Here is an 18,125-nt window from a genome sequence, read left to right as displayed (position 1 = left end):
TCAAGCTCGCGACGGTCCCGTTCCGGCCGTCCCGCTCCGGCCGCCGGCCGCTCCGGCCACGGTGACCAGGACCAGCAGGCCCGCCAGGACGCCGGTGGCCGCGCTGACCCGGTAGACGTCTTCGAGCGCCGCGTACGCCGGCCCGCCGCCCTGGTACACGATGCCGAGCACCGCGATGCCGAGCGCGTACCCGAGCTGCCTGACCGTGTTCACCGTGCCGGCCGCCATGCCCGCGCGCATGGCCGGGGCGTGGGCCATGGCGGCGGAGCTGAGCGCGGGGACGGCCAGTCCGACGCCCACGCCCACGACGATCAGGCCCGGCGCCAGCGCCGGCCAGTCCGACTGGGCGTCGAGCAGGCCCTGGAGGAACGAGCCCGCGCCGATCAGCAGCAGCCCGCCGCCGAGCGCGGCGCGCGGCGTCAGCCAGGGCAGCAGCCGGGAGGCGGCCACGGAGGTCACCAGCGAAGTGGCGGCCATCGGCGACAGCGCCAGCCCCGCCATCACGGGGCCGAGCCGCAGGTCCTGCTGCAGCCAGAGCGAGGTGAAGGCCAGGCAGGCGAACGCGGCCGGCATGAGCAGCCCGGCTCCCGCCATGATCCCGCTGAACGACCGGTCGGCGAACAGGCGCAGGTCCAGCATGGGGTTCGTGCCGCGCGTCTCGACGACGAGGAAGACGAAGAAGGCCACCGCCGCCGCGCCGAGCGGCACCAGCGTCCGCGCCGCCGTCCAGCCGTGCTCGCCGGCCTCGATCAGCCCGTACGTGAGCCCGCCGGCCGTCAGCGTGAACGTGGCCATGCCGGCCCAGTCGAGCCTGGCCCCGCCGGGCAGGCGCGACTCCTCCACGCCGCGCACGGTCAGCCAGCCGGCGACCAGCGTGATGGGCAGGTTCACCAGGAAGATGGCCCGCCAGTGCAGGTGCTCGGTGAGCAGGCCGCCGAGCACGGGCGCGACGGCCGCGGCGGCTCCGTTCACGCCGCCCCACACGCCGAACGCGATACCGCGCCGCCTGCCGTGGTAGGTGGCGCTGATGAGGGCGAGGGTGGTGGCCATCATGGCCGCGGCCGCCGCGCCCTGCACCACGCGGGCCGCCAGCAGCACGCCGCCGGAGGGGGCCAGCCCGCAGGCCAGCGAGGCCAGCGCGAACACCGCCAGCGCCGACAGGTACACCTTGCGCCGCCCCGTGTGGTCGGCGAACGACCCGGCGGCCAGCAGCAGGGCGGCCAGGGCCAGCGCGTAACCGTCGAGCAGCCACTGCGTGCCGGTGAAGGACATGCCGAGGTCGGCGGTGATGTCGGGCAGGGCGACCATGACGATGGTGACGTCCACGAGGAGCATGAAGGCGCCCAGGCAGGCGGCCACCAGAGGCGACCACGAGGTGGTCGCGGTCTCGGGGATCCGGGTTTGGGTCATGGCGACCACAGTGGGGCCCGGGTGCGGGTTCCCGCCAGCAATGAGGGCGGTTCTGCAGGTTTTCCGTACGAGCTAGCCTGTGGTGGTGGAAATCCTTGAGCTGGACGACGTCGACCGTGGGCTGATGCACGCGCTCCAGGTGGACGGGCGGGCCTCGTTCAACCGCATCGCGGAGGTGCTCGGGGTGTCCGACCAGCGGGTGGCGCGCCGCTACCGCCGGTTGCGCTCCACCGGCATGTTGCGGGTGGTCGGCGTCGTGGACGGGCGGCGGCTCGGCTACGAGTCGTGGGCGATCAGGCTGCGCTGCACCCCCGACGCGGCGGTGTCGATCGCCGAGGCGCTCGCGCGGCGCTCCGACACGTCCTGGGTGCACCTGCTGTCCGGCGGCACGGAGATCTCCAGCGGCACGCTGCACCGCACCGCCAAGGAACGCGAGTCGCTGCTGCTCGACAAACTGGCGCGGACCAACCGCGTGCTGTCGGTGTCGGCGCACCGCACCCTGCACACGTTCGTGGGCGGCCGGATCGGCTGGTCGGGGCTGGCCGTGCTCGCCCCCGACCAGGTGGCGCACCTGGCGGCGGACCGGATCAACGGGCCGCGCGGCGACGGCGAACGGCTCACGCTCGGTCCCGGCGACCAGGCGATGGTGGACGCGCTGTCCCGCGACGGGCGGGCCGGCTACGCCGACCTGGCGGCGGTGACGGGCTGGTCGGAGTCGACGGTCAAGCGCCGGATGGAACAGCTCTGCGCGGCGGGCGCCCTCTTCTTCGACATGGACGTGCTGCCCACGCTGCTCGGCTACCAGGTGGAGGCCCAGCTGTGGATGTCGGTGCCACCGGCCGAGCTCGACACGACCGGGCGGGCGCTGGCGGAGCATCCCGAGGTGGCGTTCGCGGGCGCCACGACCGGGCCGACCAACCTGACGGTCAGCATCGTCTGCCGCGACGACACCGCGCTCTACCGCTACCTGACCGACAGCGTGGGCGCGCTGCCCGCCATCCGGCACATCGAGACGGGGCCGATCATCAGGACGATGAAGCGGGCGGGGGCGGTCCTGCCGGGGTGAGGGGGTCCTGCCGGTGTGCGGAGGTAGGGCCGGCGCCACCACGAGATGGGCGGAGCGCGGGATGGGGCTCGAACGCCGCGATCCCTAGCGTTTCGTGTCATGAAGACCTCCATGAAGACCCGGCTGCTCGCCCTTGCCTGCGCCGGGCTCGTCCTGGCCACCGCGACCGCCCCGGCCGCACTGGCCGCGACCGGGACGTCCTCCGCCACGCCGTCCGCCCTATCGTCCGGGACGCCGTCCGGGACGGTGATCGCGGACGGCAGGGGCTCGGTCGTCTCCGCCGAGTTGCTGGCGCGCCTGTCGGCCGCCCAGGTCAAGGCCACGCTCACCAAGCGCGGCTACCCCGTGCCGCCCCGGCCGCAGGGCGCCGACCTGTACGCGGTCGTCTACCGCACCGTCGCCGTGGACGGGACGCCCACCACGGCCGGCGGCGTCGTCGCCCTGCCCACCAGGTCCAGGCGAGGGCTGTGGACGGTCAGCTACGAGCACGGCACCCTGGCCACCAAGGCGTACGCCGGCTCGGTGTCCGACGGCGACGGGCGGGCGGTGCCGCTGATGTTCGCCGCCGCCGGATTCGCCGGGATCGCCCCCGACTATCTCGGGCTCGGGACGGGGCCGGGGTTCCACCCGTACATGGACGCGGCCACCGAGGCGTCGGCCTCGGCCGACCTGCTGCGGGCGGCCGGGGAACTGGCTCGGCGGCAGGGGCGCACGCTGAGCGGCGACGTGCTGGTGACCGGGTTCTCGCAGGGCGGGCACGCGGCCATGGCGCTGAGCAAGGCGCTGCGCGAGGATTCCGGGTACCGGCTGCGCGGCGTCGCGCCGATCGCGGGGCCGTACCACGTGCGCAGGGCCGAGATGCCCGCGCTGCTCCAGGGCCGGCTCGACCCCCACGTCGCCACCTACTACCTGGCGTACTGGACCGTCTCGATGAACCGGCTGCACCACCTGTACGACTCTCCGTCGGAGGCGTTCCGCGACCCGGGCGTGGAGCGGCTGTTCGACGGGCAGCACGGCTTCGACGAGATCGTGGCCGGGCTGCCCGCCTCGCACCGCGACCTCCTCACCGACGCCTACCTCAAGCGCGTGGCCCAGCCGTCCGGCTCGCTGCTCAAGGCGATGGTGGACAACGACGCCACCTGCGCCGGCTGGCGGCCCGGCGTGCCCGTCCGCCTCTACGCCGGGCGCGGCGACAGGGAAGTGGTCATCGCCAACTCCCGCCTCTGCCTGAAGGAGCTGAAGGCGAGCGGCGTGAAGGCGACGCTCACCGACGTCGGGAACGTGGACCACATGACCTCGCCGCTCCGCGCCATGCCGCGGATACTCGACTGGTTCACCGGCCTGCGCGGCGCGTGATAATCGAGGCGTGCCGCTGCCATCCAGGCGATCGTTCCTCCGGCTCGGCGGCGTGGGCGCGGCGGGGACGCTGGGGGCGCTGACGCCCGCGCGGGCCGCGCACACGCCGGACGACACCTTCACGCGGCTGCGCCGCCGCTGGCGGGAGGTGGTGACGGGGCCTCCTGGCGATCCGGGTGCGCGGCCGTATCGTGAACTGGCGCGGGCCGCCGCCCGTTACCGCGACACGATGGCGCCCGGGCCTTCCTGGCTCTGGCCGGACGAGCGGTTCCCCTCGTTCGTGGCGACGCCGCGGCGGCTGCGGGTCATGGCGCGGGCGTACGCGCTGGACCCGCGTCCCGAGCTGGCCAGAGCGGTCGCCGAGGGGGTGCGTCACTACGTGCGGCACGTGTACGCGGCCGGCGCCGAGGCCACGGGCAACTGGTGGCACTGGCAGATCGGCGTGCCGAAGGCGCTGCTCGACGCGGCCGTGCTCACCGGGCAGGCGGACGCCGATCTTCTGGACGCGGTCGATCACTTCGTCCCGCTGAGCCGGCTCGCCTCCTACAGCGGCACCAGCACCGGCGCCAACCGGGTGGATCTGTGCCTGGTGACGCTGCTGCGGGCCATGCTCGACGACGACCACGACCGGGCGCGGGCCGCCGTCGCCGCGCTGGCCCCGGTGTTCCCGACGGTCTCCGACGGTGACGGGTTCTACCGCGACGGGTCGTTCGTCCAGCACTCCTCCGTGCCCTACCAGGGCGCTTACGGGGTGACGCTGCTGTCGGGGCTGGCCACGCTGTACGCGGTGCTGCGCGGATCGCCGTGGGAGATCGCCGACACGAGGGTGTTCGACACGGTCGAGCGGTCGTTCGCCCCCTTCGTCCGCGACGGCGCCTGCATGGACCTCGTCCGCGGCCGGTCGGTCGGCAGAAGGGCGTTCGGCGACCACGAGAGCGGGCGGGCCGTCGCGGCCGCGGTGCTGCTGCTGGGGGAGAGCGCGCCGGCCGGCCTGCGGGCGCGCTGGCAGGCGATGGTGAAGGGCTGGGCGGTACGCGGCACGTACCGGCCGATGCTGGAGCATGCCGATCCCGCGCTGCACGCCCGTCTGGCGGCGGTCATGGACGACGACGCCGTGCCCGCGGCGCCCGAGCCGCTCGGGCACCGGCTGCTGCCCATGAGCGCCAGGGCCGTGCACCGGGCGCCGGGCTGGTGCGCCGCGCTCAGCATGGCCTCGCACCGGATCGGCCACTACGAGCACGGCAACGGCGAGAACCTCCGCGGCTGGCACACCGGCTCGGGGATGCTCTACTGGTGGGCCGACGGCTCGGGCGACCAGTACTCCGACGCGTTCTGGCCGACCGTGGACCCCTACCGGCTGCCGGGCACGACCGTCTCCACCCGGCGGCTGCCCGACGGGGCCGGAGCGGCGTGGGGCGACACCCGTACGCCTTGGCGCTGGGTGGGCGGGGCGAGCGACGGCACGTACGCGGCCGTGGGCCAGCACCTGAGCGGCCTGGAGAGCACGATGGAGGCGTTCAAGTCGTGGTTCTTCCTCGACGACGCCGTCGTGTGCCTGGGTGCGGGCATCACGGCCGACGACGGCGTGGCCGTCGAGACGATCGTGGACAACCGCAGGACGGGCGCCGCGCTCACCACGGGGGAGGGATGGGCGCACGTCGAGGGACACGGCGGCTACCTCGTGCCGTCCCCGCAGGTCCTGCACACGCTGCGGGACCGCCGCGCGGGTGGCGGGGTGAGCGGGGACCGTGCGGGCGACGGAGCGGGCACCGACCGTGCGGGTGGCGGCGTGAGCAGGGACTATGTGACGCTCTGGCTGGATCACGGTGTCGATCCGCGCGGGGCCGGTTACGCCTACACGCTCCTGCCGGGTGCGACGAGGGGGGAGACCCGCTTACGCGCCGCCGATCCCGGACGGGTGCGCGTGCTGGCCAACACCGCTCGGGTGCAGGCCGTGCACGTGCCCGCGCTGGGGCTGACGGCGGCCTGCTTCTGGAACGCGGGCACCGCCGGCGGCCTGACCGTCTCGGCGCCGTGCGCGGTGCTGCTGCGCGAGCGGCCGGGCGGGAACGCCACCGTGACCGTCGCCGACCCCCGCCGCGACCTCGGCGAACTGTCCGTCACGCTGCCGCGTTCCGTCACCGGGGTGCTGGAAGGGGCCGCGGTCGCGGCCGGGGGCGGGCTCAGGTTCGGACGGCTGCACGACCGTGAGGGCGCCTCCGTGACGGTCGGCGTGCGGCTCGGATGACGTCCCGTCTCGGCCGGGGCGGGCCCGGCTCGGTGCGCGGGTGTCCGCTGGGCCCGACCCTTCCCGGTCCGGTGCGGGATGGCATCGCGGGTGGGCGGTGTTGCGATGAGCGGGTAATGCCGGATGAGCGGGTACGGGCGGAGGACCGATGAGCGGGATCAAGCGGGCACTGGTGCTGGGCGGCGGAGGAATCGCCGGGATCGCATGGGAGACGGGCGTGCTGGCCGGGCTCGCGGACGGCGGGGCCGACGTCACGGACGCCGACCGGATCGTCGGCACCTCGGCCGGCTCCACGGTGGCCGCCCAGGTCACCAGCGGCCTGACACTGGCTGAGCTGCTCGCCCGCCAGACCGACCCGGCCCTGCAGAACGCCGAGCTCCAGGCCGGCGTGTCGATAGAGGAGCTGGGGGCGGTGCTCCTGCGCATCTCCGAGAGCTCGCTCGACGCCGTCGAGCAGCGGCGTGAGATCGGCGCGCTGGCGCTGGCCGCGGACACGGTCCCCGAGGCCGCGCGGCGCGAGGTGATCGAGGGGCGGCTGCCCGTGCACAAGTGGCCCGACCGGGACGTGGTGATCGTTGCCGTGGACGCCCGCACCGGCGAGCCGCGGCTGTTCGACCCGGGCTCGGGGGTCGAGCTGGTGGACGCGGTGGCGGCCAGTTGCGCCGTTCCCGTGGTGTGGCCGTGCGTCACCATCGACGGGGCCCGGTACATGGACGGCGGCGTACGCACGAGCGCCAACGCCGACCTGGCGGCCGGGTTCGAGCGGGTTGTGGTGCTCGCTCCCATGCCCGAGCTGGGGGAGCCGTCGTGGCTCCGGCTCTCGGGCACGGTCGAGGTGATCGAGTCGGACGAGCCCGCGCGGGCCGTGTTCGGCGCCGATCCGCTGGACCCGTCGTCCCGCACGCCGAGCGCCGAAGCCGGCTACGCCCAGGGCCGCGCCGCCGCGGCCCGCGTCGCGGAGATGTGGCGCTGACGCACCTCACGCCCCCAGGACGAAGAGCGACCAGGTTTCGCCCGGGGCCAGCCCCGCCAGTTCGCGTCCGCACTCGCGCAGCACCTGCGGGCCCGAGGTGATGTGCTGGGTGCCCGCGTGGACGTCCCTGAACAGCCGCTGGATCAGCCCGTCGCGCAGCGCCGAGGTGCCGCCCGAGATGTAGACGAACCCGGCCACCTCGGCCAGCGTCGAGGTCGCGTGGTTGAGCGCGAGCCGTACCATCGTCTCCTGCCGCACGGCGAGCCGCCCGCCCGCGGCCAGCGTGCGCTCGGCGTCGTCCCACGCCTCGTGCACCAGCGCCTTGGCCGCCCGGTAGCGCGCCTCCGCGCGGGCGAAGTCGGTGTGGAAGGCGTCGCTGCCGGCGATCTGCCCCGGCCGGCCCGCACGGGCCCCCACGTGCCTGGCCAGCTCGTCGAGCAGCCGGCGGCCGACGCCGAGCGCCCAGGAGGAGTGGCAGATCAGCGCGTGGTCCACGATCCCCAGCCGGTAGAGCGCGCCGCCACGCAGGGGCTCGTTCGTGTCGAAGACGTGGCTCCGCGACTCCGGTACGAAGACGTCGTCGATGGTGTAGTCGATGCTGCCCGTGGCGCGCAGGCCCAGGACGTCCCAGTTGCCGAGCTGCTTGACGTCGTCCAAGGGGGTGACGAAGATCCGTCCCTCGTCGGTGCCCTCGATGATGCCCAGGCTGTGGGAGTACTGGGCGTGCAGCATGCCGGAGGCGAAGCCCCACTGCCCGCTGAGGCGGAACCCCCCGTCCTCGCGGACGGCGACGCCCGGCCGGGTGCCCTGGCCCGCGATGAGCGGCATCCGCGGGCCCGCGAAGATCCGCTCGACGGCGTCGTCGCCCAGGTACGCACCGCCCGTGCCGTTCGCCAGGGTGGTCGCCATGACCACCCAGCCGGTCGAGGGGTCGGCGTAGGAGAGCTCTTCGAGCACGTCCATCAGCTCCCTGGGCGACAGCTCGGCGCCGCCCAGCGGGGCCGGCACGCAGATGCCGAACAGCCCGGACTCGTGCAGGGCGTCCACGACGGCGTCGGTGAGCCTGCCCTGGGCCTCCGCCTGTGTGGCGTCCCGGTCGATCAGCGCGCGCAGGTCGCGGGCCCGCTCCAGCGGCGCGGTACCGGCGGTGTGCAGTCGCGGCGTGTCGTCCATTTCCGGTACTCCCGTTCGCGATCGTCGGTGCTTTTACTCCCTCCGTCAGATCACGTAAACGCCGGGTTGTCCAGTGCCGGGCGGGGGTTCGATCGCCTCCCAGGGGTGGGTCAGGGACGTTCTCAGGGACCTCCCCGACGTCCGCGCCGCCCGTATGCCGCACAATCGGGCGTCATGAGGATGAAGCGGATGGCCACGATCGCGGGTCTGCTGGGCGTGGCGGTGACGCTGACGGGGTGCGGGATCGGCGGTCCGAACGAGCAGGACACCGTCGCGTACGACGTCGCCGACAAGGTGGCGGCCCTTCAGGTGGAGACCGACTCCGGCTCGATCGAGGTGGTGGAGTCGGAGCGGCAGGGCATCCACGTGACCGAGGTGCTGACCTGGCGCAAGAACAAGCCGGAGACCAGCCACCAGGTGCGGGGCGACACGCTCACCCTGACCTTCAACTGCCCCGCGACGTGGGGGTTCGGGGCCGCGGGCACGTCCTGCGACGTGAGCTACAAGGTCGAGGTGCCCAAGGGGCTGCGGGTCAAGGTCAGCTCCGACTCCGGCGCCCTGACGCTGAGCGGCCTGTCCGGCGAGCTGGACGCCCGGTCCGACTCGGGGGCGATCGCGGCCGACGGGCTGTCCGCGAAGCAGGCCGCCGCCAAGACCGATTCCGGCGAGGTCGGGCTCACCTTCACCGGGGCGCCGGACAAGGTCACGACCGCCACGGACTCGGGCCGGATCTCGGTGCACGTGCCGCAGGGGCCGTACAAGGTGGTCGCCTCGACCGACTCGGGCGGCAAGAACATCAAGGCCGCCGTCGACGACTCGGCCCCCCGCCTGATCGAGCTGACCAGCGACTCGGGTGACCTGGAAGTCGTCTCTCCCTGAACGTCCGGACGAGCGCGGCGGGTGACCTGGGAAGCCGGTACTGACCGGCGCGGCGGGTGCGGGACCGGTTCTCGGTCCCGCACCCGCTTTCGTTCAGCTCTGGAGTGCCGGTTCCGCGGGCGGGCGGTAGCCGAGGCGGCCGCGGGTCGCGACGAGCACCAGGAACGCCGCCGTGGTGCCGGCCAGCAGGGTGACGCGGGACGCCTGCTCGGCGGTGGCGAGCGTCGGGAACACCTCCGAGTAGGCGATCGACATGAAGTTGTTGACGCTGACGTGCAGCAGCATGATCAGCGGCAGGCTCTGGCCGGTCCGGTTGAACACCCAGGTGACGACCACGCTGAAGACGCAGGCGAAGGCGACGAACTCGGCCACCCGCAGCCAGGTGACGTCCGGCCATCCGCCCCACTCGCTCAGGAACAGCGGCAGGTGCCAGATGCCCCACAGCGGGCCGAGGATGACGGTGGCGCCCAGCGGGCCGAACTTGCGCTGCATGCGGGCCAGGGCGAAGTCACGCCAGCCGGGTTCCTCCGCCAGACCCGTGGTGACCATCTGGAGCAGCAGCCCCGGCACGTACGCCACCAGCACGGCGACGGACGGCAGGTGAATGTTCTCGTCGGAGAGCGCGAAACCGGTGCCGATGATGGCGGCGGGGACGCCGAGCGCGGTCACCAGATACCAGACCCAGCTGACCCGCCACTTGGTCATCCGCCCGATCCACCGGCGGACGCCCTCCTTGCCCTCCGTGACCCTGGTCACCAGGTACGCGGAGAGGATGGGGCCGAGGTAGGCGCCGGGCAGGACGCCGAGGAGTTGCGAGGTGCCGAGGAACTCGGGGAAGCCGAAGTTCAGGATGCCGAGGCCGTTCGTGGACAGGACGTACGGCACCCAGGCGACCCAGCTCAGCAGGTTGGCCAGGATGAAGAAGCTGACCAGCGGACGCCGGCGGATGAATCCCCCGAGTCCGGCCTGTCCCGGATGCTGCTCGGCCTCCGGCCGGCTGTCGACTGTCATTTCTCTTTCTCCTTGGGGGGAGCGTTTTGACTGACAGTGATCAGCACATCAGCCGGAGGCCCTTCCGGTCGTTCCCGCGTACAGCCCAATGGAGGTATAGCCAGGGGTACCTTCCGCCGCCGCGAGGACGGCCAGGAATGCCTTCTGGGCAGGTCAACACTCGGAAAGACGGCACCGTTCGTCAGGGTGTGCACGCGGATGTCTCCATAACGTCGATGGCATGAAGATCGACGTGGTGCTGCCCTGCCTCGACGAGGCGGCCGCCCTGCCATGGGTGCTCGGGCGGATGCCGGACGGCTTCCATCCGATCGTCGTGGACAACGGCTCCACCGACGGCTCGGCGGGGATCGCGGCCGCCCTCGGGGCGACGGTGGTGAGCGAGCCCCGTCCGGGGTTCGGCGCGGCCTGCCACGCGGGGCTGGCGGCCGCGGTCTCGGACGTCGTGTGCTTCATGGACGCCGACGCGTCGCTCGATCCCGTTCAACTGCCCCGGGTGAGCGGACCCGTCGTGGCGGGGGAGGCCGATCTGGTGCTGGGCCGCCGGGTTCTGCGGCCGGGGGCGTCGTGGCCGGTGCACGCGCGGCTAGGCAACGCCGTACTGGCCAGGGGGCTGCGCCGCCGTACCGGGGTCCGGCTGCGCGACCTCGGGCCGATGCGGGCCTGCGAGCGTCTGCCGCTGCTCGCGCTCGGGCTGGTCGACCGGCGCTTCGGCTATCCGCTGGAGATGGTGCTGCGGGCGGGGGCGGCGGGCTGGCACATCGCCGAGACCGACGTCGACTACCTGCCCCGCCAGGGCAGATCCAAGGTCACCGGTACGGTACGCGGCACGCTGCGAGCGGTCGGCGACATGCGCCGCGTCCTGATCCGCCAGAACGGAACCGCGTGAACGCGACGCGCGGCCGGTCGAGCGGTGACGGCTCACGCGGCGATGGGCGGTGGAGTGTGAACGCTACTCATGAGGACGGCGCTCCGAGCGGGCAGATTCTGGTGATCGCCAAGGAGCCCGTGCCGGGGAGAGTGAAGACGCGGCTCGTGCCGCCGCTCACCCACGACGAGGCCGCCGGGCTGGCCGGCGCCGCGCTGGAGGACACGCTGCGTAACGTCGCACAGGTGCCGGCCGCCGGCCGGGTGCTCGTCCTCGACGGCGCCCCCGGCCCCTGGCTTCCCTCCGGCTTCACCGTGCTGCCGCAGCGGGGCGGCGGTCTGGACGAACGGCTGGCCGCGGCCTTCGCGGACGCCCACCTGCTGCGGCCGGTCCCCATGGTGCTCATCGGCATGGACACCCCGCAGGTCACCCCGGATCTGCTGACCGCCGCCCTGAGGCTGCTCGCCGGCCACGACGCGGTGTTCGGCCCGGCGACCGACGGCGGCTTCTGGCTGCTCGGGCTCCGTGCCCCCGATCCGGCGCTGCTGCTCGGGGTGCCGATGTCGTCGCCGTCCACCGGCGCGAGCCAGTTCCGCAGACTGAAGGAGGCCGGGATGAGCGTCGCCACGATGCCGTGCCTGACCGACGTGGACACCATGGCGGACGCGATCGAGGTGGCGGCGCTCGTCCCCGGGTCCCGCTACGCCGCCGCGCTGGCCGGCCTGGGGGTGCCGCGATGAGGGTGCTGGTGACCGGGGCGGCCGGGTTCATCGGAAGTCACGTGGTCGAGGCGCTGGAGGCGCGGGGGCACGAGGTGACCGGCTTCGACCTGCGGTGCGGCGACGACGTACGCGACGCCGCCGCGCTCGCCGGGCCGCTGGCGGAGGCCGACGCGGTCGTGCACCAGGCGGCCAAGGTCGGGCTCGGCGTCGACGTGGCGGACCTGCCCGACTACGCCTCGGCCAACGTGTACGGCACGGCGGTGCTGCTGGCCGCGATGGCCCGCCACGGTGTGGGGCGGCTCGTGCTGGCGTCTTCCATGGTGGTCTACGGCGAAGGCGCCTACGACTGCGCCAGGCACGGCCGGGTCCGCCCCGGTCCCCGTACCGCCGAGGACCTGTCCGCAGGCTCCTTCGAGCCGCGCTGTCCCCGCTGCGGCGCGGGCGTGCTCCCGGCCGCCATCGACGAGGACGCGCGGACGGATCCGCGCAACGCGTACGCCACCACCAAGCTGGCGCAGGAGCATCTGGCCGCCAACTGGGCCCGCGAGACCGGCGGCACCGCCGTCGCCCTGCGGTACCACAACGTGTACGGGCCGAGGATGCCGAGGGACACCCCGTACTCGGGCGTCGCGGCGATCTTCCGGTCCGCGCTGGAAGCGGGGCGGGCTCCGCGCGTGTTCGAGGACGGGGGCCAGCGGCGCGACTTCGTCCACGTCCGGGACGTCGCCGACGCGAACGTGGCCGCCCTCGACGGGGGCATGCCGGGAACGGCGGCCGTCTACAACATCGCCAGCGGGCAGCCGCACACCGTGGGAGAACTGGCCGCGGCCCTGTCGGCGCAGCACGGCGGCCCTGAGCCGGTCGTCACCGGGGAGTACCGGCTCGGCGACGTCCGCCACATCACGGCCGCACCGGACCGGGCGGGGGCGGAGCTCGGCTTCCACGCCCGCGTCGGCTTCACCGAGGGCATGAAGGAGTTCGCCACCGCCCCCCTGGCCTGACCCGCCATGCCACGGCTTGGCCACGGCGAATTCGTGTATGACCGTCGCAGCGTTGTGCCCGGCGTCCGCAGTGCCGAGCGATCTTGATGGAGGGGTTCTTACGCGACGCGGCGAGAAGACGACGCTCGACGGCGCGGGCCGTCGCCGGGTCGTCGGCACGGCGGTGCTCCTGCTCGCTCTGGTCGGCGCGCTGGTGCTGACGATGAGCGCCGGACACCCCGCCGAGCGCGCGAGCCTGATCCGCTGGTACGCGCTGTCCTGGGCGCTGTTCGGCGCTGCGGTGTGGACGCTGCGCAAGGTGCCGGCCCGGCAGGCGGTGTTCCTGGTGGTCGCCGGAGCCGTCGCGGTGACCGCCACGGGGCTGCTCGCGCCGCCGACGACCAGCACCGATTCCTACCGGTACGCCTGGGACGGCCGGGTCCAGGCGGCGGGCGTCTCCCCTTACGCCTACGCGCCCGCTGATCCCGCGCTCCTTCCGCTGCGCGACCGCTGGCTCTTTCCCGAGGGCGCGGACTGCGACTTCCCCTACCGCTACGCCGTTCACTCGGGCCCGGCCGCGCGCACGTGCACGCTGATCAACCGGCCTGACGTGCACACGATCTACCCGCCGCTGGCGGAGCTGTACTTCCTGGTCGTGCACCGGCTCGCGCCGGAAGACGGCCGGTACGAGGCGTTCCAGGTCGGTGGCGCGCTGCTGGCGTTCGGCACCTCGCTGGTCCTGCTGGCGACCGTCAGGCGAAGGGCCGCGGACAGGGTCGCTGACAGGGTCGCTGACAGGGTCGTGGACGGGGGCGCGCACCGGGTGGCGTGCTGGGCGTGGTGTCCGGCCGTTCCGCTGGAGGCGGTGAACAACGCTCACGTCGACATCCTCGGCGTCCTGCTCACCGTCGCCGCCATGGCCCTGCTGAGCCGGCACAAGGTCCGGGGCGGTCTGCTGCTCGGAGCGGCGACCGCGGTGAAGTTCCTGCCCGCGCTGGCCCTGCCCGGGGCGCTTTCCGGGTTCCTGGCCACCCGGGGGCCCTCCGTGCGGCGGCGGGCGCTCGGCGCACTGGCCGTCGTCGGGCCCGCCGTCCTCGTCGTGGCGCTCGCCTATCTCCCGTACGTGCTCGCGTCCCGCGCGTCGGTCCTCGGCTACCTCTTCGGCTACCTGAACGAGGAGGGGTACGACGACACCAGCACCGGCGGCGCCCGGTACGCGCTGCTGCGGCTGGTCCTGCCCGGCGCGGCGGCGCTGCCCGCGGCCCTCGTCCTGCTCGCGGTCGCGGCCGTGCTCGTGCTGCGCCGGGGTGACGCCGACCGGCCGTGGCGCGGGGCCCTGGTGGTGACCGGGGTCGCGTTCCTGCTGTTCACACCCGGTTATCCCTGGTACGCCCTGTTGGTCGTCGCGCTCGTCGCCTTCGACGGCCGGTGGGAGTGGCTCGGCATCCCGCCGGCGGGCGCGGCCGCGTACCTGGGCGTCCACGAGCACGTCGGCACGGCCGCCTACGCGGTCGCCGCTCTGGCGGTGGTCGCGGGCTCCGTCGTACGGGCGAGGCGCCCTCTCGCTGCCGGAACGATCATGACGGGGCGGCGAACCACCGCCTGGCCAGGTTCCGGCGGACAACGACGGGGAGGGTCATGACAGGGCCGCGAACCAGCGCCTGGCCGTGTTCCAGCGTTCGGCGGTGGGGAAGCCGCAGCGGGTGGCGAGCGGGCCGATGTCGTCGGCGGAGACGGTCGCCCAGGCGAACCAGCCGCCGGTACGGCCGTCGTGACGCAGCCGTACCCGGTCCACCGTGCTCTTCGAGCCGGGCGGGCGGACTTCGGCGATGACCGTTCCGCCCGGTCTGACCAGTTGCCGCAGGCGTCTGAGCAGCGCCACCGGATCGCCGCCGATGCCGATGTTGCCGTCCGTCAGCAGCGCCTCCGCCCACCGCCCCGTACAGGGAAGAGGGTCGAAGACGCAGCGGAGCAGGGCCGGGCCGCCCGCCCGGCGGGTCAGTTCGACGGCGAGGGGGGTGACGTCGATGCCCAGGGCGGGGACGCCCCTGCGGGTGAGCGCCACGGTCAGCCGGCCGGGGCCCGAGCCGACGTCCAGCGTGGGGCCGCCGCACCGGGCCAGGATGTCCTCGTCGCCCTCGATCGGACGCAACCAGCGCTCGGCGGCCAGCGGGCGGACGCGGCCGTCGGCGTACTCGACCTCCACGTGCCCGCCGCGCAGGCCGTGCTCGTAGACCGCGCTGCAGGACCGCCAGTCCGACAGCGTCACGGGATCGCCGATCGCGCCGCCGCTCACCGACCCGGCCGTCCCGCGGCCCGGCGTCGTACCGCGTAGAGCAAGGCGGAGACGACGAAGAGCGCCACGGTGATCCACAGCCACCGCGCCAGGTAGGGGGACGTGCTCAGCCCGACCGCTCCCACGTAGTTCGGCTCGGCGCCGCGCAGGACGAGTGGGAACCACACCAGCAGCAGCAGGCAGGACAGCGCGACCGGCACCCGCACGTGGTTGACCAGCGGTGGCCGCCCGCCCGGTCGCTCATGAAGCCGGGAAGGGGCGCGGAGCACGGCGTCGGCCGCCGAATACAGCGGCCACAGCACCAGATCGTGGAAGACGGCGGCGCCGACGAACCACACGGCGAACCCCAGCCAGATGCCGGCCTCCACCACCCGGGTGGCGGCGTAACCGGCGACCGCGAAACAGACCACCAGCCCTGCCAGATGCCCCGGTCCGGCCCCGTAGAGCCTCGCCCACCGGCCGGCGTCGCGCTTCACGGGCGCTCCCGGCGGAACTCCAGCTCCCGCACCCACTTGGTGTTGTGCACGCCCGGGGCGTTCGGCACGATGATCCGCGCGGGATACCCGTGGTCGAGCGAGAGATCCGCGCCGTTGACCCGCAGCGCCAGCAGTGAACGAGGGTCGGACACCTGGCCGGCGCTGAGCGAGGCCTGGCCGAAGTAGCCGATGCGCTGCACCGACCTGGCCGTGACCTCCGCCGCGCCGGGCGGGATCCCGGCCAGCCGGGCCAGGTCGGCCAGCCGTACCCCGGTCCAGACCTGTTCGGTAGACCAGCCCTCCACGCAGGCGATCGGCAGTGCGTACGTGTGCAGCGGCAGCGCCAGCAGATCCGCCCGGGTGAGCAGGGCCCGGCCGGCCCCGGCGAGCATCAGCCGCCACGCTTCACCGGTGTCCGCCTCGGTGACGCCCAGACTCGCCGCCGTCTTGTTGATCTGGAAGTCGTTGGGCCCCGGCCCGTACTCGCGCCCGTGCGGCGCCAGCAACGCCGTACGCCGCAGCGGCCCGTCGAACGTCTGCCCGGCCGACAGGCCGAACATCAGCACCGAGCCGCCCCCGACGAACGCCAGCAGGCCGCGCCGCGACATGGTGGGCGGCGCCGGGTCCACCGGCACCAGGCCGTCGGGGTCGGGCGGCTCAGGACGGGTGCCGGCCAGACCCGTACGCAGCTCGCGGCGCAGATCCCTGAACCGCAGCGCGCGGATCGCCATCGGCAGCCGTACCGCCACGTGCACGGCGAGCGCCGCCAGGAAGATCCACGCCCCGTACAGGTGCGCCGGGTAGAAGGAGAAGGGGAAGACGTAGAAGAGCTGGATGTTGAGTATCCCGGTGGCGAACTGGAATCCGGCCCCGCCGACCAGCAGCAGCAGGCTGACGCGCTCGACGGCTTGGGCGAGCGAGCGCGCCGGCGGCCAGTCGAACAGCTTGGGGATCACCGACCACAGCTTGGCCAGCAGCACCGGCACCAGTGTCAGCCCGAGGATGACGTGGGCGCCCTGGGTGACCCGGTACAGCCAGGCGGGGCTCGTCGGCCAGTCGAACAGGTAGAAGCCGAGCAGGCCCTTGCCCGGGGTCGTGTCGTTGCCGGGCAGGCGGGGGTCGTACGCGGCGTACGACAGCAGGCCGGTGAGCGCGACGACGGTCAGCCCGGCGAGCAGGACCAGACCGAGCACGGACGTGAGCCACGGCCCGCGCAGCGGGCTGCGCCAGAAGCCGGGCCGGAACGGACCGGGCGGCCTGCGCCAGAAACCCGGACGGCGTGGTCCGGGCGGCCCGCCCCCCTCCCGGCCTCTCGCGGCGGAGGCCTGCCGGTCATGAGCGCGCCCGGATGGCGTATCCGGCACAGATCCCCCCGAAGCCGTTGTCGAATGCTGGATGTCTTTACCGCAAACGGCGCGATCAAAGTAGGGCGAGGGTAAGCATTCCGCCACGCTCTGGCGTACGCCGCGTGGTCTTTGTCCCCCATGAGAGCTATGGGCGAATGTCCACCGTGCGGGGACGACCCGTGGTGCGCCCGTTCCCTAGCGTTATGGACGTGACGGCAGCGGTTCGGCCCGCTTCCCGCCACCGTCGGCGCGAATCCGCCCCGGCGCCGATGAGCTACCTGGGAGAACGTCATGCTCCGCACGTTCAAGGCATCCGCTGTGGCCGCACTGTGCTGCACCGTCGTCGGCGTGGGGATCGTCGGCGCCCCGGCCGCCTCGGCGGAGGAGTGGGACCCCTTCGCGAAGACCGACGCCGAGAGCTGGGACCCCTTCACCGGGCACAGGGCCGACCCGTTCGTCGGCACCAAGAAGATCAGGGTCAGGGGCAAGAAGGTGAACGTGTCCTGCTCGGGCCGCCAGGGGCGGGGCAAGCCGGTCGTCGTGCTGCTGCACGGCGCCGGTGACGGGGTGGAGAAGCTCGCGGCGCTGCAGAAGACGCTGAGCGGCAGGAACCGGGTCTGCTCCTACGACCGGCTCGGCGCCGGGGCGAGCGACCAGCCCGAGGGCCCGCAGAGCTTCACGAGCACCGGGAAGATCCTGTCCGGGGTGCTCGACCGGATCGCCGGTGACAGCCCCGTCGTGCTGGCGGGTCACTCGCTGGGCGGGCTGATCGCCGCCAGGTACGCCCCCGAGCACCGCGACCGGGTCAAGGGCCTGGTGCTGATGGACGCCACGCCCGCGACGATGACCGCCGACATCAAGAAGGCCATCCCGGCCTCCGCCGAGGGCCCGGCGGCCGAGCTGCGCGCCCAGAACCTGGCCATCTTCGCGGGGCAGAACCCGGAGAAGCTGGTCATCCCCGACGGAAGGGTCCGTTCGGCCGGCCGGATCCCGGTCGAGGTGCTCAAGCACGGCAAGCAGTACCTCGCCGCGATCCCCACGTACGGGCCGAAGCTGGAGCGGGCCTGGTCCGCGGGCCAGCGCGCCTGGCTCAAGCTGTCCACCCGCAGCAGGCTGACCACGGCCACGAAGAGCGAGCACTACATCTACGTCGACCAGCCCGAGGTCGCCGTCAAGGCCATCCAGCGCGTCGCCGCCCAGGCCACCCGCCACAGGTGACGGGGCACGGGCCGCGTCCGGCCGGCCGCCGCCGCACGGGTCACCCCCGGCGGCGGCTTTCGCCGTTCCCGCCTTGCTCATAGGCACTGGTGACGACGTCGGCGAT

General features: G+C 73.5%; 16 protein-coding genes. 10 read left to right on the top strand and 6 right to left on the bottom strand.

Annotation, left to right across the window (positions count from 1 at the left end):
* Positions 1–1,410, bottom strand: a complete 1,410-nt coding sequence (locus OIE67_RS46865) for an MFS transporter (protein WP_326632784.1) — start codon at positions 1,408–1,410, stop codon at positions 1–3.
* An 85-nt stretch (positions 1,411–1,495) separates the two neighbouring features.
* On the opposite strand from OIE67_RS46865, the gene OIE67_RS46860 reads away from it, so the two are divergent.
* From OIE67_RS46860 to OIE67_RS46845, 4 genes are all read left to right on the top strand, one after another.
* On the top strand, positions 1,496–2,476 hold the full coding sequence (locus OIE67_RS46860) for an Lrp/AsnC family transcriptional regulator (RefSeq protein ID WP_326632782.1): 981 nt from the start codon (positions 1,496–1,498) through the stop codon (positions 2,474–2,476).
* A gap of 99 nt (positions 2,477–2,575) precedes the next feature.
* Entirely contained in the window at positions 2,576–3,832 is a 1,257-nt protein-coding gene (locus tag OIE67_RS46855) for a hypothetical protein (protein WP_326632780.1), read from the top strand.
* Positions 3,833–3,842: 10 nt separating this feature from the next.
* Complete coding sequence (locus OIE67_RS46850) at positions 3,843–6,080, top strand: polysaccharide lyase 8 family protein (RefSeq protein WP_326632778.1); 2,238 nt, start codon at positions 3,843–3,845, stop codon at positions 6,078–6,080.
* A gap of 148 nt (positions 6,081–6,228) precedes the next feature.
* Complete coding sequence (locus tag OIE67_RS46845) at positions 6,229–7,053, top strand: patatin-like phospholipase family protein (protein ID WP_326632776.1); 825 nt, start codon at positions 6,229–6,231, stop codon at positions 7,051–7,053.
* 6 nt (positions 7,054–7,059) lie between these two features.
* On the opposite strand, the gene OIE67_RS46840 is transcribed toward OIE67_RS46845, so the two are convergent.
* On the bottom strand, positions 7,060–8,226 hold the full coding sequence (locus tag OIE67_RS46840; RefSeq protein WP_326632774.1) for an acyl-CoA dehydrogenase family protein: 1,167 nt from the start codon (positions 8,224–8,226) through the stop codon (positions 7,060–7,062).
* Positions 8,227–8,400: 174 nt separating this feature from the next.
* Between OIE67_RS46840 and OIE67_RS46835 the strand changes: the two genes are divergently transcribed.
* Positions 8,401–9,105 carry a DUF4097 family beta strand repeat-containing protein gene (locus OIE67_RS46835; RefSeq protein ID WP_326632772.1) on the top strand — a complete coding sequence of 235 codons (705 nt, stop codon included), beginning with the start codon at positions 8,401–8,403 and terminating at the stop codon, positions 9,103–9,105.
* A gap of 93 nt (positions 9,106–9,198) precedes the next feature.
* Here the strand turns inward: OIE67_RS46835 and OIE67_RS46830 are convergent, their stop codons facing one another.
* Entirely contained in the window at positions 9,199–10,116 is a 918-nt protein-coding gene (locus OIE67_RS46830; protein ID WP_326632770.1) for a CPBP family intramembrane glutamic endopeptidase, read from the bottom strand.
* A 220-nt stretch (positions 10,117–10,336) separates the two neighbouring features.
* Between OIE67_RS46830 and OIE67_RS46825 the strand changes: the two genes are divergently transcribed.
* Genes OIE67_RS46825 through OIE67_RS46810 form a run of 4 tightly spaced genes read left to right on the top strand, consistent with a single transcriptional unit; the run spans position 10,337 to position 14,325 of the window.
* Positions 10,337–11,002 (top strand): glycosyltransferase family 2 protein, encoded by a 666-nt coding sequence (locus tag OIE67_RS46825; protein ID WP_326632768.1) that lies wholly within the window; start codon positions 10,337–10,339, stop codon positions 11,000–11,002.
* 56 nt (positions 11,003–11,058) lie between these two features.
* On the top strand, positions 11,059–11,721 hold the full coding sequence (locus OIE67_RS46820) for a TIGR04282 family arsenosugar biosynthesis glycosyltransferase (RefSeq protein ID WP_326632766.1): 663 nt from the start codon (positions 11,059–11,061) through the stop codon (positions 11,719–11,721).
* On the top strand, positions 11,718–12,704 hold the full coding sequence (locus tag OIE67_RS46815) for an NAD-dependent epimerase/dehydratase family protein (RefSeq protein ID WP_326632764.1): 987 nt from the start codon (positions 11,718–11,720) through the stop codon (positions 12,702–12,704). The genes OIE67_RS46820 and OIE67_RS46815 overlap by 4 nt, the downstream gene beginning before the upstream one ends.
* A 37-nt stretch (positions 12,705–12,741) precedes the next feature.
* Positions 12,742–14,325 (top strand): glycosyltransferase family 87 protein, encoded by a 1,584-nt coding sequence (locus OIE67_RS46810; RefSeq protein WP_326632762.1) that lies wholly within the window; start codon positions 12,742–12,744, stop codon positions 14,323–14,325.
* Here OIE67_RS46810 and OIE67_RS46805 read toward each other — a convergent pair.
* From OIE67_RS46805 to OIE67_RS46795, 3 genes are read right to left on the bottom strand one after another with little or no spacing between them, the layout of a single operon-like run.
* Positions 14,320–14,979 (bottom strand): class I SAM-dependent methyltransferase, encoded by a 660-nt coding sequence (locus OIE67_RS46805; protein WP_326632761.1) that lies wholly within the window; start codon positions 14,977–14,979, stop codon positions 14,320–14,322. The two genes, OIE67_RS46810 and OIE67_RS46805, sit on opposite strands and share 6 nt — an antisense overlap.
* Positions 14,976–15,455, bottom strand: coding sequence for a hypothetical protein (locus OIE67_RS46800; RefSeq protein ID WP_326632759.1), 480 nt, complete (start codon positions 15,453–15,455; stop codon positions 14,976–14,978). Before OIE67_RS46800 ends, OIE67_RS46805 begins: the two co-directional genes overlap by 4 nt.
* Positions 15,452–16,648 carry a molybdopterin-dependent oxidoreductase gene (locus tag OIE67_RS46795; RefSeq protein WP_326632757.1) on the bottom strand — a complete coding sequence of 399 codons (1,197 nt, stop codon included), beginning with the start codon at positions 16,646–16,648 and terminating at the stop codon, positions 15,452–15,454. The genes OIE67_RS46800 and OIE67_RS46795 overlap by 4 nt, the downstream gene beginning before the upstream one ends.
* 444 nt (positions 16,649–17,092) lie before the next feature.
* Between OIE67_RS46795 and OIE67_RS46790 the strand changes: the two genes are divergently transcribed.
* A complete protein-coding gene (locus OIE67_RS46790) occupies positions 17,093–18,019 on the top strand; it encodes an alpha/beta fold hydrolase (RefSeq protein ID WP_326632755.1) in 927 nt (308 codons plus the stop codon).
* The last annotated feature ends 106 nt before the right edge of the window (positions 18,020–18,125 follow it).

Origin of the sequence: Nonomuraea fuscirosea (assembly GCF_035917475.1) — a bacterium.
Taxonomy (GTDB): domain Bacteria; phylum Actinomycetota; class Actinomycetes; order Streptosporangiales; family Streptosporangiaceae; genus Nonomuraea; species Nonomuraea fuscirosea.
This window is presented reverse-complemented; position numbering and strand designations above follow the sequence as displayed.